Source organism: Agrobacterium sp. BT-220-3 (assembly GCF_025910175.1).
GTDB classification, from domain to species: Bacteria; Pseudomonadota; Alphaproteobacteria; order Rhizobiales; family Rhizobiaceae; genus Agrobacterium; species Agrobacterium oryzihabitans.
Genome location: NZ_JAPAIX010000015.1, coordinates 17,486 through 34,245 on the forward strand (window position 1 = coordinate 17,486; position 16,760 = coordinate 34,245).

Genomic DNA, 16,760 nt, shown 5'->3' on the forward strand with positions numbered 1-16,760 from the left:
TGATCGCTTGCGCTTGTGGAGAGGGAAAGATGATAGAAAAGCTTGAGCTGCAGCCAGACGAGCCATTGTCCGTGAAGGTCGAACGTCACCGGGCGGCTTACCTGGCAGTCCTCAGCGGCATGGGCGGCGCTGACATGGATCAGGAGGCGGAGGCACGTATGGAAATCATCAGGCACGCGCCGTCAGATCCAGATGAGATAGATCAGAAGCTGCTTTACGTAGCAGGGTATCTGATTGCCTCCAAGGGGAACCTAAGCCCTGAGGAAATGGAGCTTCTTCTTTCAGGCTCCACCTCACTGTCCGGGCATTGATGCTAAACAGGCATCTGGCCCTGAAATCAGTAGTTGGTGGCAACCCATTCGCCGGATGCAGACTTGGCAAATCCAATGACGCGATCGAGAGGAGCTGCGTTCGGATTCCTCTTGATGGCCGCAACGCATGATACGCCTGGACCGCTGGCGTTCTCGTCGCACTCTCCCAAAGCAAGGGCTACATCGGCTTCACCGCGGCCGGTCCTCAGAGGATTGCGGGCATAAGCCTTGCGGTATGCGGCCAGAGCTTCCTCTTCTGTCGGTATTTCAAGCACAGGGGCCGGAGGTTCGGCAATTAGGGAGGGATTGGCTGCAATAAGGGCCGCGATCTCCGCATCAGTAGGGGCCCGAACAACCGGCTCTGGCTCCGGCATGACGAGATAAGTACCTCCAGCACCGGCGAGAATGCCGATACCTGCGGCTGCTACGATGAGAATGTTGCTGTTCATGTCATCCACTCAGTCATTCAGGTTGAACCAAGCGCGCTGCTTGACGCCCCTATCGTTCGGAATGTCGAAATAATAAGGGTCTGCGCGGCGAGGGCGGGGCTGAGTGATCTGCACCATGCACCCATTGTCTCGGTTGAAAACATCATTGTCGTTGTTCTGGTTGATCTGCCGGATCGTGACACCCTTGCGCTCGTTTTCTTGGCTGTCACCAAATTGGGTACGGAAGGCGGCACGGTTGCTGCACTGGTTGACGGTCTTCGTGCACTGATCCTTGTCGTCTCGGCCCAAGAACGGCCGGTCCCCATCGGTGCGGGAGGAAACGGCGGTCATGCCGGCAGGGCATTCCTCGTAAGGTTCATAGCCCGGTTTTCCGGCTTTTGCTTCATGGCAGATCGGCCAGGAGAAGCCGGGCTTCGCCATAGCTGATATGAGCCTTTTCATCGGGGGAACGCAGTAGGGGACGCCATGCCATGACGGGCTTTGTGAGGCTGCGCACAAGAGGATCTGGCAACCCCATGAGGCATCCTCGGCCTTGGCAGATGCTGGAGAGATGGCAAGAGCCGCGAGACCGGCTGCGGCAAAATACACTGGTTTCATATCAGGTGTCCCTCTTGATCAATGCTGCTGAAATTGCCGGCTCGGAAAGAAATCTTTCGAGCGGAGTCCTGTGCTGGATGCGTTCGCCTGCAGCGTAGATGACGGCCGAGATCAGTGCGAAGCACGCAAACCAGGAAATGCCGATGCGATAGAGCAATGGCTGATTGGGAATGTCCCGAGAAACCGCGGCGAAGGCGAAGAGCCCGACCAGGTAGCTGTCGAAGGACAAGTGACGCTTGTCGTGGAAAGCCAGCGACAGGATGAGAAGGAAGGCCGCTAGTAGCGCGTGGATCCACCAGAGTCTCAGCGCCGGGATTATGAGGGCGATCGAGAGGGAGATGGCAAGGAGCAAACCAGCCAAGGGATCCGTTGCGAGAGAGTTCGCAATATGTGCGAGGTCTGGCAACTATCGGTCTGTCCTCTTCGGCTTGTTTCGCGCATCAGCAAAAGGAGGAGAGATCTCGCTTTTCCTCTCGGCCAATAGATTGAAGTCGGCGATCGGATGCCGATCTAGCGTCTTGTCGACAGCTTTGCGGCGCCATTCGTTCATGTCCAACACGTAGGTTCCCCACATCCCATACCGGGCGGCCATCGCGTTGGTCTGATAAGCGTAATATTGGGCGTTGATGTAAGGGGAATCGAGACGAGCCCAACCGACGCGCAGCATTTCGGCGGCGAGATCCACACCGTTAGTCGTGCATTGTGCGACGGGTATCCCATCGTTCGCGTAGGCCAGACCGACGCAAGTCGTGGGTCTGTTTCCGACAGTCCTTTTCAGCCAGGCCTTGGCGAAGGGACCGCATGGAACGGGGGTAGGAGCCTGTTGCTTCTCCCGGTTGGTCCACTTTGGGTTCAAAGCCCATTGAGGAAGCTCACAGGTGTCGATGCCAGCCAACCTCACTTTATAGCCATTGCCAAGCGTGCCGAACCATAGCGTGCGGCCGTCGAGAACGGTTACCGGGCCTTTGAACGTCGGCAACCGAACAGCAGCAGCAACTGGAGGCGCAGCCTGACCGCGTAGGGCGTGCCAGTTCTGATAGATCGGATCGGCGGCAAACGCTGGCTGGGCTAAAGAGCTTGCGGCGATAAAAAGGATAAGGCGGTTTATCATGGCTGGGCGCTCCTCGATCGCTGGTTCGCCTCACGACTAAGCAGGATGGAAGGATGCTGAACGTCGGAGAATTGCCAAAGGCCGGCCTTCTTTTGCTGAGCAAGCTGCTCGGCTATGGCGTAGGGGGCATGATAAGGGAGACCATCGGTCTTCAAGGCGGCGAATGCATAGCCGCTTGTCACCATGATCTGCGCGAGGTCGAGCCTTTGACTGCCAACCGTGGCGTAACAAACGACATATGAGATGCCATTAAGCTTCGCCACGGGGGCACAGATCGGTTTGGTGTCCTTGATGTAGGCAGCCAACATCGCAAGCGATGCCTCACCGCAGTCCTTCTTATTGCCCTGACCATCCGTGTAGGCAGTGCCGCGTAAGCAGGACTGGATGCCATAGAGACGAAACCGCTCTCCGTTCGAGATCCAGGTGTCCCCCGTTTCCAAGGTAACGCCGGGAGCAAGATCGAAGTACCCTTCAGGTGCGGCATTGGCGGCAAAGGGCAGTAGAGTCGCGACGAGTGCAGCAGCAAGCTTCATTGCGCCTTCACCCGAGGATCTGCCCACATACCGTAGGAACCCTTCTGGCCGATTTCCTGAGCTTCCGTGAGATCAGGACGTTCGAATGAACCATCGGCTTTCTTAGTCAGGCGAACCGCTCCCAACGACAGAAGCTGCTCCTCAAGATTATCAACCGTGTCCATTGCTCCAGGATAGCTATAGTAGCCGTAGCAAGTGACATCCTGAACGGGGGCAGTCTGCTCGCTGATGAAGGCCCTGCAGAACAGAACCTTGGGGCTTTGCAGCATCGTTTGCAGCTGCTGCGTACCAAACTCCTCGCAAGTCCCGGAATAGTCCTCCGCGCGATTGACCAGATCGCCGTTGCAGGGCTGAACGCCATACAGATGCAACGTTGTCGATTCATCGACGCGAAACTCAGTCGCCGAGATAGCCTTGAAGCCATTGGCCGTGGCGTAACCTTTGCGATCAGCGACTTTACCGGTCCCGTCGTAATACTCGACGACAAGAACAGTTTTGCCCGGCGCCGCCAGCGATCTGATGTAGTCCTTGTTCACCGCAGGAGCGGCAAGCGCTTGTGTTGCCATTGCGCAACTTAGAAGCGCGGGAATGATGGCCTGTTTCATAATCTAGCCCTAACCATCCGTAGTGCGATTGTAGACCCTGCAAAATAGGGTTTAACACCGATCAGAAAACTTGTAAGAGTGCATCAAATCGGTATCATGTGTGCATTAACTCTAGTCGGTTTTCGTGGCGATCACAACACCGTTTGACGGGCGGGTGCGATGGATAAAAACACTGTCTATGGAGGGTATCTAGGCCCGCGAACCCTGACTAGCGCAGCATTATCCATGCTGCTCGCGGCCAATACTGCTGCGTCACAAGACCTAGCCACAACAGGCCGTATTTCCAGCAGTTACAACGGTTATGTGACAATCAACGAGGAATCTCTTGTCACGAACTTCGAAGATCGCTGGAGCGGTGTCGAGACATCAGAGAAGGAATTTGTCCTTGGTGCAAACGGTGTTGTCACGAAGGGCGGAGCCGAAGTTTTGGGCGCAACGGCGTCGAACGACGCGGGCGCCAAAGGGCATCACATTGATGCGGCTGTCAGCGCGTATTTTGATGTCTCAGAGCGCGCCACGGGCCGCATTGAGCCTGTCCAAACTCCTACTCTAGATACTACATCTAGTGATACCCCCGAAAATCTAGGGGCAGGAACTCCCGTTGAAGAGTGCGGGCCGTCGCCCCTGTCACCTGAGGAGATTAGAGCGCTGGTTGCATCCACTGCGCGCCGATACAGCGTCGATGAGGGCTTCGCGGTTGCGATTGCTTGGGCCGAAAGCCGATTCGATGAGATCCGCAATTCACCGAAAGGCGCACGCGGACCGATGCAGCTTATCCCCGAAACGGCGGCTCGCTTCGGTGTTCAGGACATTTGCGATCCTGCTCAAAACATCGAGGGCGGGATGAAGTACCTCCGCTTCCTGCTCGATGAGTTTCAGAACCCGCTTCTCGTCGCAGCCGCTTACAACAGCGGGGAGGGGCGCATCTACGAATATGGCGGCGTTCCGCCGTTCCAAGAAACCGTCGGCTATGTCGCAAAGGTCGTGAATTTCCAGCTTGGCCTACCGATGCCAACCGGCAAACGGAAGGCGAGCGGGATCGTCCGAGACATGGCGGCAAAGAACACCAGCGATGCCGGAGTCATCGCTGTGGAGAAGACCGGCAAGTTCGTCGGCGGCGTGATGCATTTTTAAGGAGAGAACTATGAAGAACGTCGTTTCCCGGCATTCCGGGGCATTGAAGGCAGTAGCGGTCATTGGCTTGGTGGCAGCCCTGCAGGTTGCAGGCGCTGATCAAGCGCTTGCACAGGCTAGCGGTGGCGGCGGCGGTGCATTCGCCCCCCTTCAGACAGCCGTGCAGATGATCGTTGACTTCATCACCGGCCCCTTCGGACGTCTGATGGCAATCATCGCCGTGATCGGCCTCGGCTTCCTTGCATTTGCCGGCAGGCTTTCGTGGTTCACGGCCGGAGCCGTCGTCATTGGCATCGGTCTCGTGTTCGGCGCCCCTGCCATCGTTGACCAGATGATTTCGTCGGTAGGCGGCGGCTGATGAGCGATTTTCAGGACGAGAAGCCAGCTTTGACGCCGTTGGTGATCGGCTTGACCCGTTCTCCGACGCTATGGGGCGTGCCCTACATGGCGGTCGTCCTGATCATCGGCGTGACAATCATTGGGTGGCTGGTGACGAACCATCTGGCGGCACTGCTGATCGCGCCAGCCGCCTACCTTGTCCTTTTCTCGCTTTGTGCCTGGGACAGCAAGATTCTCGACGTCCTGCAGGTCACGTCCCGCAAGACGCCAAGGACCCCCAACAAGCGCTTTTGGGGCACCAACTCATACGGACCATAGTAGATGCTGAAAGTCGTCAAGGAAGAGCTTGGGTTTGGGAAGGTCGCCGGCAACGAGCGGCCTATGTCCGTTCACATCCCCTATATGCGGCATGTGTCTGACACGGTCATCGGGCTCGAGAATGGAACCCTGATCAGCGTCATCAAGCTTGATGGACTGTTCTTCCAGACGGAGGACCAGGCCGAGTTGAACATGCGTTCTGTTGTGCAGAACACCATGATCCGAGCACTAGGTTCGAGCCGCTATTCTCTTTGGTCGACTGTAATCCGTCGTGAGGTCGAGACCGAAATCGGCGGTTCGTTCGATTCCTCCTTCTGCGAGATCCTGAACGATCGCTATATGGACCAACTTCGCAAGAAGCGGATGTTCACGAACGAAATCTACCTGACGATTGTGCGTTCGGGCATTAAAGGGGCGCTTGGCCTCGGCGACTCGCTGAAGCGGATCTTTGAACGCTCGAACAAGCAGGCCAGGGCCCAAGCGACCCGTGAAGACGTGACCGACCTCGAAGAGCTGGTTGGGAACATCATGAAAGAGTTGCACAAGTACGGCGCAAAGCCGCTTGGCATCACGTATCGCAAGAAATCAGACGATACCGCGAAAAAGGATATCGATGGAGAAGAGGCTAAAGGCGATCCGTATTCGGAGCCCTGCGAGTTCTTCAACACGATCCTGACCTGCGGTGTGCCGCGAAAGATGCGACTTCCGCGCATGGGAATTCGCAACTACGTCGGCACTTCACGGCTTCACTTTTCAAAGCGGACTATGCAGGCACAAGCGGCGGTGGAAGAAGATAGCCGCTATGCCGCTCTACTCTCGATCAAAGAATATCCTCCATTCACTGGTCCCGGCATGTTGGATGGGTTGCTGCAGGTGAACCACGAGTTCATCCTGACTCAGTCCTTCACCCTTGCAGACAAGCCGATCGCACAAGAGCGGATCAGCCGCCTTCAACGCCAAATCAAGGCGTCCGACGAAGCAGGTAGTTCGGTCGAATCCGACATCGACTATGCTTTGAACAGCCTCCTCAATCAGGAGGCTGTATTCGGCTTCCATCATTTTTCGCTTCTGTGCATTTCGCGGGACCTCGACGGATTAAGCCGTTGCGTGTCGGAACTTGGCGCTTGCCTCACCGACATGAACATCAACTGGCTCCGGGAAGATCTCAATCTTGAAGCTGCGTTCTGGGCGCAGCTGCCGGGGAACCGCTCCTACATCTCCCGCATCGCCATGCTGTCGAGCGCCAACTTCTCCGGCCTTTCCTCGATGCATAATTTCGCGACTGGACAAGCGGATCGCACCCATTGGGGCCTGCCGATCACCATTCTGGAAACGACCTCACAAACCCCCTACTGGTTCAACTTCCACCGTCGCGATATCGGGCACTTCACGGTGACTGGTCCGACAGGATCTGGCAAGACCGTAGGTTTGACCTTCCTGCTGGCTCAGGCGATGCGGGTTTCACCCACGCCTCGCGCCGTGTTCTTCGACAAGGACCGTGGCGCTGAGATCTTCGTCAGGGCGATCGGCGGAGCCTACGAGGTTCTGTCTCCGGGAACGCCCACGGGCTTTAACCCGCTGCAACTGGAAAACACCGGCGAGAACCGGGAATTTCTGGTCCGCCTGCTCAAGGCCATGCTGCGCGGCGATCGTCGCACCGACTTCACGCAAGAGGACGAGGACACGCTGGAAAAGGCAATCGTCCGGATCATGCAGGAGCCGGCAGCTCAGCGGAACCTCCCCAATCTTGCCGGCCTCTTGATGGGGCGGTCCAAGGCCGATGCCAACGATCTATACTCGCGGCTTCGCCCTTGGATCGAAGGCGAAAAAGCCTGGCTGTTCAACGCTCCCCATGACGTCCTTTCCTTCTCGGGTCACAGCGTCTTTGGCTTTGATATGACCAACATCCTCGGAAACGAGGAGCTAAGAACCCCTGCGCTGATGTATCTTTACCATCGGCTGGACGAGCTGCTGGACGGTAACCCCGTCATGTTCTTCATGGATGAAGGCTGGCAGCTTCTGATGGATGACACTTTCAGCGCCTTCATCGTCGACAAGATGAAGACGATCCGAAAGCTCAACGGCATCGTGGGCTTTGGTACGCAGTCGGCCGCTGACATTACCAAATCCAAAGCGTCGCACACGCTCATTGAGCAATCGGCGACCAACATCCACTTCCCGAACCCACGGGCTGACGAAGAGAGCTACATCAAGCGCTTCGGCCTGACGGTGAAGGAGTTCAAGTTCATCAAGAACACGCCTCCTGAAAAGAGAACCTTCCTGATTAAGCATGGCAACGACTCTGTCATTGCGCGTCTCGATCTGTCGACAATGCCGGATCTCGTGAAGGTGCTTTCAGGACGCAAGGAGACGATCGAGGAGTGCGCGGCACTTCGCGAGCAGTACGGAGACGAACCCGAAAACTGGTTGGCGAAATTCTGCGGATGGGAGAAGGCCGAATGAGGAACAGTCGGACTCTAACGCTGCTGGTTGCAGCCTTGACTTGGGGCACAGCGCCCCCCGCCTCCTCGCAGGTTCCTGTTACGGATGGTGCCCTCACTTCAACCGATGCAGTGCGCAATGAAACGACGAAGCAGATCGAGGGAACAGACAGTCGCCGGCACTCCGTGAGCAAGAGCGTCACCTGCTCGATGTACCGGCCTGGGCGCGGAGGTGACGCCCCCTCGGCAGCACAAGCCAATCCGGAGATTGTCGGGCTCGTGAAGCGAGTGGCGCGTGAGGAAGGGGTAGACGAAACCCTCTTCATGTCTCTCGTCTACCAGGAGAGCCGATTCAATCCCTGCGCAAAGTCGCCTGTCGGCGCCATGGGCTTGTCGCAGCTGATGCCGGGCACAGCCAAGGATCTTGGTGTGAACCCTCACGATATCGAGGATAACCTTCGCGGCGGCGCACGCTACCTGAAGCAGCAGCTCCGTACCTTCAACGGCAATACCAACCTCGCCCTTGCCGCATACAACGCGGGGCCAGGCAACGTTCGAAAGTATGGCGGCATCCCTCCGTTCAAGGAGACGCAGGGGTATGTCGCCGCGATCAAAGGGAAGTGGATGCCTCAGTTCGGAGGCTCCGATGTGTCGAACATCCCCGAAAACTTCGGCGGAGGCACGTCAGGCTTTTCAGGTGCGAGAGACGCAACGATCAACTCCATGGCAACCAGCCAGTCGCTTTCCGAAAACAGCGGGAACGTTGCGTCATGGCTTCAGCAACTCGGCCAGATGGAAAGCGGCACGATCCAAGACAGCTGGGACCACAATTCCGGCGCACGCAATGCGAACCTCGAGATGATGAACCAGGTCATCCGCCTCGGAACAACGATGGCGGAGCTATTGAATTCTCAAAATGCACTCGATCTGGGCGGGCTCTCGGGGTCTTCGCGGTCCAGCGACTACAAGCGAGACGAGAAGGAAGACGATCGCGAGGTAGCTGACCTCTGCGACAAGGAACTGCAGCTTGAGTGGAATCCGGACGAACAGGCCTGCGTTCGAAAACTCGAACCAGAGGCTGACATGAAGCTGATGTTGAGCGCCGAATGACAAGGAGAACGGCCATGAAAAGAGCATTTCTGACTGCGTTTTCGCTAGCGATGGCGTCTACTGCGCATGCACAGGTCCCTGTGATCGACAGCGCCAACCTGAAGATTGCAAGGGAAACCTCTCAGACAACCGATCAGATCCTGGATACCAACAAGGAGGTTCTGAAGACGGTAGAAGAGACGCTGAAAGCCGTCACGGGGGATCGCGGGAGCGTTTCCAATCCCATGCAGAACCTCGCCGTTGGTCAAGGGTTCAGCGTTTCTCAGATGCCGTCACTCGACAGCCTCATGCAGGGCGGAGTCCCGAACTTCGGCAGCATGGGCGGTGACATCGGCCAGATTGCCACCACCTTCATCAACGGTCTCCAGCTGGTTAAGAACTTGTCTGGCAAGGCGGACAGCACGTTCTCCGGCGACAAGTCCTACGAAGAAATGATGAAGACCGTCCTTGGAGTTGCTGCCCTAGTCACCGGCTCGCAACAGGCCGTTCAGTCGCGAACACAGGCATTCCAGCAGGCAGGTCAGCAGATCGGCCAGGCACAAGACATCAAAGGGTCCATCGATCAGAACACGCAGCTGCAGGTTCAAACCGGCCTGACGATCAACGAAATGATTGGCGTGATGAATGGGGCAGTCGGCTCCCTGCAGGCTCAAAACCAGCGCCGCCTTGTCGACATCTCCAATACCAAGAAGGCGCTGACCTACGGTGACTAAGACGTTTCGAGTGAAAGGCTTTGTGCTCCTCTCCGTTCTGGTTGCTGCCGGCGTAACCGGCTGCGCCGGTGCTCCAAAAGAGAAGACTGCACCATGCAAGAGGCCGGCAAACCTCACATCCTACGCCGAGGATCCGCGACAGGAATGTGGCCCAATGACCAGCGTGAATGGCAACCCATCGGAAGCGCTGGCGGCGATCGACGCTTTCGCTGCAAGCGGAGAGCAGTGACCCCATGAACTTTCTAGGCGGCCTGCTTGAGGCTCTTGAAGATGCAGGGCGGAATTTCTCCCAACGGGCTTATGAGGTCGTTGGCGACGAGATCATGCCCTTGCTGACGATCATGCTTATTGCCTACGTCGCCTATTACGGACTTCAACTCGTCATGGGGACCGCGCGAGTGAGCGTCGGCGAGATCGTCGGCCGGGTCGTGCGGATGATGCTTATCGTCGCCTTTATTGATCAGTGGGGCAACTTCCAACTCTTCTTTTACGACTGGCTGAACAACACGCCTGAAGACGTGGGGCGGGCGCTCTTGACGGCTAGCAGTACCGGGATAACTGAGCCGACAGACGGCCTCTCCATGATTTGGGAGACGGCAAATGAGGCAGCAGCAGCATTCGCGGAGCAGTCAGGCTACTTCGCCATTCTCCCGGGCCTTGTAGGGTTCCTGATCATGCTGGCGGTTGGGCTGTTCATTGCCGTTGCGCTTGCCATCCTCGTGCTTGCGAAGGTGATGATGTGGGTGCTGCTTGGCACTGCACCGATCTTTATCGCCTGCCTATTGTTTGATTCCACACGCCAGTACGGAATGGCTTGGTTCCAGCAGGTTTTGACGTACGCGATCATTCCGCTCTTCGTTTACGTCGTCGCCGCCTTTCTCATCACGACCATGGACGCTGAACTGCAGAAGGTCGCAGCGGCAGCATCCGCGAACGAGATCCAGCTAGACGATATCTCGGCTTTCGTCCTGATCTGTGCGGCTGGCGCTTTTGTCCTCTTCAACATTCAAACTCTCGCCCAGGGAATTACCGGGGGCGTGGCAACGGGCGTTGGGCAGATCGCTCGATCGGTTGGCTACGCGACCGGTGGTGCACTGCCGGCACGAGCTTTGGCCGCGACACGTTCTGTAGCCGGCAGGGCTGGAGAATTAGGAATGGCCGCACGCGCCAGAACCCATGCCGGCATGAGGGGAAACATCCAAAACGCCGGTGCAGCAGAAGCGATGCAAAACAGAATTACCAACAACAGTCTGCCCAACTAGGCAACTGGTGGCGGGATTAAGGGCTAGGATACATGGCAGAGAATAACGATGCTCTCCGGAGCTATTTTCAGGATGGGGACCGTTGGGAACAAGAGATCGTCAAAAAGGCCAAACGGTCCAAGTCGTTCGCTTGGCTGATTACGCTGATCTTCGGCGGCATCACGATCCTGTCGCTCTCCGCATTGGTGATGCTCGTGCCCCTCAAGAGCTTCGAGCCGTACATTGTCGAGGTCGACAAGAACACTGGCTATATTGAGGTCAAGACAGGGCTGACCCGAACATCGAATATCACCGATCAGCAGGCGGTCACTCAGGCGAATGTCGTCCGTTACATTAGATCCCGCGAGGGCTATGATCCTTTTGCCATCGAGCAGAACTTTGGAATTGCAGCTTTGCTCTCTACCGGCGACGCAGCGCGCGACCTCCAAGCCCAATGGAGTGCCGCGAACCCTGACAATCCAGCTCGCCGGCTCGGCAAAAATAAGTCGATCACCGTCGACATAAAGTCTGTCACCTTCCCGAACACGACAACGGCGCTCGTCCGGTTCTCGACGCATGAGCGCTCTGATTCAGACGTCATCACGCGCCATTTCATGTCTATCGTTCGCTATCGCTACACGGATACGCCTGAGCGCAACGAATGGCGCTTCGAAAACCCGTTGGGCTTCCAGGTGTATGACTACCGCCGAGATCAGGAAACGGTGACCTCGGGAGGCCAGCAGTGAAATATGGCTTCCTACTGGCGGCGTCGATCGCCGCTCTCACGATGACTCACGCCTATGCGGCGCAACAGCCCCGCCCTGGCAGTCTGGATGCGCGTGTGACCAGTGTCGTCTATCAGCCGAACAACGTCGTGAAGGTGTCTGCGACCTACGGCATCTCAACGATGATCATCTTCGACGAAGATGAGAAGTTTGAGACGATCTCGCTTGGCGACACCGACAGTTGGCAGGTTGCCCCGTCCGAAAAGGGCAACATCCTTTTCGTCAAGCCGATAGCCAAGGACGTTTCCACAAACATGAACGTGGTGACCTCAAAGAGGATCTACTTCCTTGAGCTCAACGACTATGCACCGGAAGCAGGGAAAAAGGTCTTCGGCATTCGCTTCGTTTATCCGGAGAAGAACCTGAACGAGTCTCTGCGGAAGGAGGCTGAGTTTCGGGCAGCTAACCCGAACATTTCGAGCATCGACAAAGCGAACGTCAATATTGACTACTCTTTCTCGGGCGACGCGGCGCTGAAGCCGACAATGGTCTTCGATGACGGAAAGAAGACCTTTTTCAAGTTCGGCCGAGGGACCGTGCCGGCCATTTTTGCCGTTCAATCCGACTTCTCCGAGACCCTGCGAAACTTCCGCAAGGAAGGCGAATACATCGTCGTTGACGGCGTAGCCACGCAATACACGCTCCGGGACGGAAACCAGTGGACGTGCATTTTCAACCTCCGCAAGCCGGACTTTGCAGCACCTGATCCTGACATCATGGCTCCGAAACCGGATCTTGATGCCAGCAAACGCAGGAGGAGCGGCAACTAATGAAGCGCAGCCTTGAACTCGACGCAATGGCGGCGGCCGACGAGGCCGAAATCAGCAATCGAAACGTGAAGCGCAATCAAACGGTCGGCATGGCCGCCCTTTTGCTGGCTGGCGTCTTCGCCGCGTACCTGGTGCTAGCCACGTCCGGAGAAAGCCCGCCTGAAAGCCCTCAAAGTGAGGAGGAGTTCCGTACCACGACCTTCCGGCCGCCCGGTTTCGTGCGCGATGGAGAACCCACTCCCCCACCACCCGAACAGCCTGTCTTGGAACTTCCACCTCCGCCTCCTCCGCCGCCAGCTCCGCCGGTGGACGTCACTGAATTCAACGTGCCTCCCCCGCCCGAAGTAGCTCAACCGGCGAGCGCTCCCCCGCCCGCCGAAGAGGTATTTCCGGAGCGATTTCGGTCAAAGCTAATCACGCTTGACCAGAACCTGGGAGGATCCGCGAATGGTTCGCTTGATGGCTCGAACAGCGGCACGCCTTTGACCGTCGCTGGCGAGGATCGCAACAGCCAGTACCTGTCCTCAGCAAGTGCGATCGGTGACCGTTCCGCCAAAGCCCGGCAGATTGAGCGCATCGACGCCATGATCCCAGAGGGTACGCTGATCCCCGGCATCTTGGAAACGGCGATCGTCAGCGACCTTCCGGGCCAGGTCCGGGCTATCACATCCAAGGATGTCTACTCCTTCGATGGGCGGCGTGTCCTGATCCCAACAGGAACACGCCTGATCGGGGAATATCAGTCCGAAGTTACGCGGGGGCAGAAGCGGGTCTTTGTCGTGTGGACGAGGCTGATCCGGGATGACGGCGTGTCGGTGCGCTTGAACTCCATCGGCACGGACAGCCTCGGGCGATCGGGCCTGTCGGGTCATGTCGACAACAAGTTCCGTGAGCGCTTTGGCGCATCAATCTTGCTGTCGATCGTCGGAGGCGGTGCAAGCTATCTAACCGGATACGGTAGCGACTCCAGCTCCGGAAACGATGACGCCGAAAGAGGTGCTGAATTGGCGCGAGAGACGATCGCGCAGACCTTCAGCGACATGGCGAACACGGTCCTTGCCGAAAACCTGAGGATCCCGCCAACGATCAGCGTACCGCAAGGCGAGCGGATCTTTGTCTATGTTCGCCAGGACCTCGATTTCAGCGCCATGTACGACGATCCTGTCACGGAAGCGATGAAGGAGATCAAACGTGAACGTTATGGTAGGTAACACGACCGCTCATGATCCTCATTATTTCCTGAACCGGTCTCTGGAGCCCATCAGGCAATTTCTCGATGACCCGAAGGTGGTTGAGATTGCGGTGAACCGGCCAGGCCAAGTCTATGTTGAACGCTTCGGTGCTGATCACATGGAGCATCATGAAATCGATGCTCTGACGGCACGCGAGATCGAGAACATTGGCGAGCGGGTTGCCGCAGCGACAAAGCAGTTCCTCAACGCCGCTAATCCGATCCTTAGCGCAGCACTGCCGACCGGCGAACGTATCCAGGTCGTCTTGCCGCCCGCGGCACCTGACGGTGGGTCGATCACGATCCGTAAGCAGGTTGTGCAGAATTTTTCTCTGCAGGACTACCGTGACAACGGCTCTCTCGACAAAGTCTCGGTTGCCGTCGGGGGCCTAAGCGACGTGGATCGGGAGCTGATCGCCTATCTACGCGCGGAGAAGATCTACGACTTCATCCATACGGCCATCACGAAGCGGGTTTCGATCCTGATCAGTGGCGGCACGTCGTCGGGCAAAACCACGTTTCTGAACGCGTGCCTGAACTCTGTAGACCTGAATGAGCGGATCCTGACGCTTGAAGACACTCGTGAGCTATTCCCACCACAGAAGAACGCGGTCCACCTGATCGCATCCAAGGGTGGGCAAGGCACTGCAAACGTGACGATTCAAAACCTTCTTGAATCGGCGCTTCGAATGCGGCCGGATCGCCTCTTTGTTGGCGAGATTCGTGGCGCTGAGGCCTTTTCATTCCTTCGCGCCATCAACACAGGCCACCCGGGCAGCATGTCGACAGTACACGCCGATACGCCGCTCGGCGCCTATGAACAGCTTGCCATGATGATGCAGCAGTCCGGCATGTCCGCCGGCTACTCCAAGCAGGACCTGATGTCCTACATCCAAATGGTCATTCCGATCGTGATCCAGCTCAGGCGGGAAGGCGGCAAGCGCGGGGTTTCCGAAATCTACTTCGCGCGGGATGCATCATGAGTAAGGGGCTACAGGCCTTCTATCTGTTCTTCTGCCTGTTGATCGCATTTGCAGTCTGGATGCTGGCATACGGGGCGGGGCTTCAGCTCTTCTACGGTGACGGTAGGATCCTCGAGGCGACAATTACCTCAAACCCATTCGCACCAATTCAGCAGTTCTGGGCCTATAGCTCCTCCCCGTCCCTTCAAAAAGTCGCGCTCGGCTCCGTAGTGCCCGCGCTGCTCGTATCAGGCCTCATTGCTTACCTTGGGCTCAAACCTACCAGCAATCCATTGGGGGATGCGGCCTTTCAGGATCTTGCAACCCTTCGGCGCGGGAAGTGGTTTGGCAAGAAAGGTCACATATTCGGTCGCATCGGGAGCAACGTCCTCCGCGCGTATGACGATCGCCACCACCTCATTATTGGCCCGACGCGATCCGGTAAGGGCGCGGGCTACGTCATCCCCAACGCTCTCATGCACGAAGGCTCTATGATCGTCACGGATCTGAAGGGCGAGGTCTACAAGGCAACCGCCGGCTATCGGAAGCGCAACGGCAGCCAGGTCTTCTTGTTCGCGCCGGGTTCCGAGACGACCAACAGCTATAATCCCTTGGATTTCGTTCGTCCGGAGCGAGGCAATCGCACGACTGACATTCAAAATATCGCCAGCATTCTTGTACCGGAAAACACCGAATCCGAGAATTCAGTTTGGCAAGCCACAGCTCAACAGGTTCTCGCCGGCGCCATCAGCTATGTTCTCGAAAGCCCCTTCTACAAAGGACGCAGGAACCTCGGCGAGATCAACTCCTTCTTCAACAGCGGGACCGATCTGCAGGCCTTGATGAAGTACATCAAGGAGAAGGAGCCATACCTGTCGAAGTTCACGATGGAGAGCTTCAATTCCTACCTGTCTCTCTCGGATCGGGCCGCGGCCTCGGCACTGCTTGATATCCAGAAGGCGATGAGGCCGTTCAAGAACGAACGCGTTGTGGCCGCAACGAACATGACCGACATGGACCTTCGATCCATGAAGCGTCGCCCCATCACAATCTACCTTGCCCCGAACATCACCGACATCACGCTTCTTAGGCCGCTGCTGACGCTGTTCGTTCAACAGGTGATGGACATACTTACCCTTGAGCATGATCCCAACTCCGTGCCGGTCTATTTCCTGCTGGATGAGTTTCGCCAGCTGAAGCGCATGGACGAGATCATGACGAAGCTGCCCTATGTGGCCGGCTATAAGATCAAGCTCGCCTTCATCATCCAGGACCTGAAGAACCTGGATGAGATCTATGGTGAGACGTCCCGACATTCGCTCCTTGGCAACTGCGGCTATCAGCTCATCCTTGGTGCCAATGACCAGGCCACGGCAGAATATGCTTCCCGCGCGCTTGGCAAGAGAACCATCCGATATCAGTCTGAATCCCGCACTATCGAGCTTATGGGCCTCCCGCGCCGAACAAAGGTCGAGCAAATTCGCGATCGGGACCTGATGATGCCGCAGGAAGTGCGCCAGATGCCCGAGAACAAGATGATCTTGCTGGTGGAGGGTCAGCGGCCAATCTTTGGAGACAAGCTGCGCTTCTTTAAGACGCAGCCCTTCAAGGAGGCGGAGGCCTATTCTCAGACACACATACCGACCGTTCCAACTGTCGATTACCTGCCACCTAAACCTGTTCCAGCGACCACGCCAGCCTATGCCAATGCAGGCCAGGAACAAGCTGAACAAGCGGAAGCGATAAAGCCTGCGACTGAGGCGAAAGAGGAGGAGCAGCGGGCGCCTGTCCAGGAGGAGGCTCCGAAAGAGCCAGCGCCCTCCACCTCGCCCGCTCGTGTTGTGAATCCATCCGCCCTGGCCAACAAGAAGGTCAGCGCCGGGGGCACTCCGGAACCTGCTAAGGCAGCTGTGCCCGCTCCCAAAAAGCACACAACACCTGTCTCAGAGAACGACATCGAAAAAGCGCACAATGATCGGGTTAGTCGTCTAAGGGAGTTCGTCGAACGGGAAGCCGAAGGCAAATCACCGCGCAAGAGGAAGAGCTTGGAAGAGCTATTCGCAGCGACCGTTCCTGATCCAATCATGGAACAGGCCGGCCGCTAATTCAG

Annotated in this window: 20 protein-coding genes; 14 read left to right on the forward strand and 6 right to left on the reverse strand. The window is 57.2% G+C overall.

Features of this window, described 5'->3' with window-relative positions:
* Positions 1–29: 29 nt before the first annotated feature.
* Positions 30–311, forward strand: a complete 282-nt coding sequence (locus OK142_RS23045; RefSeq protein ID WP_244712640.1) for a hypothetical protein — start codon at positions 30–32, stop codon at positions 309–311.
* Positions 312–337: 26 nt separating this feature from the next.
* Here the strand turns inward: OK142_RS23045 and OK142_RS23050 are convergent, their stop codons facing one another.
* The 6 genes from OK142_RS23050 to OK142_RS23075 form a co-directional block, all read right to left on the reverse strand.
* The gene (locus OK142_RS23050) at positions 338–760 is read right to left on the reverse strand and encodes a hypothetical protein (protein ID WP_427928538.1); all 423 of its coding nucleotides are present in this window, start codon (positions 758–760) and stop codon (positions 338–340) included.
* A 9-nt stretch (positions 761–769) separates the two neighbouring features.
* Positions 770–1,180: a hypothetical protein gene (locus tag OK142_RS23055; protein ID WP_498685462.1), complete on the reverse strand. Its 411-nt coding sequence runs from the start codon at positions 1,178–1,180 to the stop codon at positions 770–772.
* A gap of 178 nt (positions 1,181–1,358) precedes the next feature.
* The gene (locus OK142_RS23060) at positions 1,359–1,763 is read right to left on the reverse strand and encodes a hypothetical protein (RefSeq protein ID WP_498685466.1); all 405 of its coding nucleotides are present in this window, start codon (positions 1,761–1,763) and stop codon (positions 1,359–1,361) included.
* A complete protein-coding gene (locus OK142_RS23065) occupies positions 1,764–2,468 on the reverse strand; it encodes a thermonuclease family protein (RefSeq protein ID WP_427928535.1) in 705 nt (234 codons plus the stop codon).
* Positions 2,465–3,001, reverse strand: a complete 537-nt coding sequence (locus tag OK142_RS23070) for a thermonuclease family protein (RefSeq protein WP_227705953.1) — start codon at positions 2,999–3,001, stop codon at positions 2,465–2,467. The genes OK142_RS23065 and OK142_RS23070 overlap by 4 nt, the downstream gene beginning before the upstream one ends.
* Positions 2,998–3,606, reverse strand: coding sequence for a hypothetical protein (locus OK142_RS23075; RefSeq protein WP_427928534.1), 609 nt, complete (start codon positions 3,604–3,606; stop codon positions 2,998–3,000). Before OK142_RS23075 ends, OK142_RS23070 begins: the two co-directional genes overlap by 4 nt.
* Before the next feature lie 225 nt (positions 3,607–3,831).
* Here OK142_RS23075 and OK142_RS23080 point away from each other — a divergent pair, with 225 nt between their 5' ends.
* The 13 genes from OK142_RS23080 to OK142_RS23140 are packed head-to-tail and all read left to right on the forward strand — an operon-like array spanning position 3,832 to position 16,755.
* Complete coding sequence (locus OK142_RS23080) at positions 3,832–4,740, forward strand: lytic transglycosylase domain-containing protein (protein ID WP_498685470.1); 909 nt, start codon at positions 3,832–3,834, stop codon at positions 4,738–4,740.
* Between the two features lie 10 nt (positions 4,741–4,750).
* Positions 4,751–5,098, forward strand: a complete 348-nt coding sequence (locus OK142_RS23085) for a TrbC/VirB2 family type IV secretion system protein (RefSeq protein WP_052642572.1) — start codon at positions 4,751–4,753, stop codon at positions 5,096–5,098.
* On the forward strand, positions 5,098–5,397 hold the full coding sequence (locus OK142_RS23090; protein WP_081950740.1) for a VirB3 family type IV secretion system protein: 300 nt from the start codon (positions 5,098–5,100) through the stop codon (positions 5,395–5,397). Before OK142_RS23085 ends, OK142_RS23090 begins: the two co-directional genes overlap by 1 nt.
* Positions 5,398–5,400: 3 nt before the next feature.
* Positions 5,401–7,860, forward strand: coding sequence for a VirB4 family type IV secretion/conjugal transfer ATPase (locus OK142_RS23095; protein ID WP_427928532.1), 2,460 nt, complete (start codon positions 5,401–5,403; stop codon positions 7,858–7,860).
* Positions 7,857–8,948, forward strand: coding sequence for a lytic transglycosylase domain-containing protein (locus OK142_RS23100; protein ID WP_498685476.1), 1,092 nt, complete (start codon positions 7,857–7,859; stop codon positions 8,946–8,948). Before OK142_RS23095 ends, OK142_RS23100 begins: the two co-directional genes overlap by 4 nt.
* Before the next feature lie 14 nt (positions 8,949–8,962).
* Complete coding sequence (locus tag OK142_RS23105) at positions 8,963–9,661, forward strand: type IV secretion system protein (RefSeq protein ID WP_244712661.1); 699 nt, start codon at positions 8,963–8,965, stop codon at positions 9,659–9,661.
* Complete coding sequence (locus OK142_RS23110) at positions 9,654–9,890, forward strand: hypothetical protein (protein WP_037093750.1); 237 nt, start codon at positions 9,654–9,656, stop codon at positions 9,888–9,890. The genes OK142_RS23105 and OK142_RS23110 overlap by 8 nt, the downstream gene beginning before the upstream one ends.
* 4 nt (positions 9,891–9,894) lie before the next feature.
* Positions 9,895–10,923 carry a TrbL/VirB6 family protein gene (locus tag OK142_RS23115; RefSeq protein ID WP_498685478.1) on the forward strand — a complete coding sequence of 343 codons (1,029 nt, stop codon included), beginning with the start codon at positions 9,895–9,897 and terminating at the stop codon, positions 10,921–10,923.
* A 32-nt stretch (positions 10,924–10,955) separates the two neighbouring features.
* Positions 10,956–11,648: a VirB8 family type IV secretion system protein gene (locus tag OK142_RS23120; RefSeq protein ID WP_498685482.1), complete on the forward strand. Its 693-nt coding sequence runs from the start codon at positions 10,956–10,958 to the stop codon at positions 11,646–11,648.
* Complete coding sequence (gene virB9 / locus OK142_RS23125; RefSeq protein ID WP_107341995.1) at positions 11,645–12,457, forward strand: P-type conjugative transfer protein VirB9; 813 nt, start codon at positions 11,645–11,647, stop codon at positions 12,455–12,457. Before OK142_RS23120 ends, virB9 begins: the two co-directional genes overlap by 4 nt.
* The gene (virB10, locus tag OK142_RS23130; protein ID WP_137040026.1) at positions 12,457–13,668 is read left to right on the forward strand and encodes a type IV secretion system protein VirB10; all 1,212 of its coding nucleotides are present in this window, start codon (positions 12,457–12,459) and stop codon (positions 13,666–13,668) included. The genes virB9 and virB10 overlap by 1 nt, the downstream gene beginning before the upstream one ends.
* Positions 13,649–14,671 (forward strand): P-type DNA transfer ATPase VirB11, encoded by a 1,023-nt coding sequence (gene virB11, locus OK142_RS23135; protein WP_037093762.1) that lies wholly within the window; start codon positions 13,649–13,651, stop codon positions 14,669–14,671. The genes virB10 and virB11 overlap by 20 nt, the downstream gene beginning before the upstream one ends.
* Positions 14,668–16,755 (forward strand): type IV secretory system conjugative DNA transfer family protein, encoded by a 2,088-nt coding sequence (locus OK142_RS23140; RefSeq protein WP_107341888.1) that lies wholly within the window; start codon positions 14,668–14,670, stop codon positions 16,753–16,755. The genes virB11 and OK142_RS23140 overlap by 4 nt, the downstream gene beginning before the upstream one ends.
* Positions 16,756–16,760: the final 5 nt, after the last annotated feature.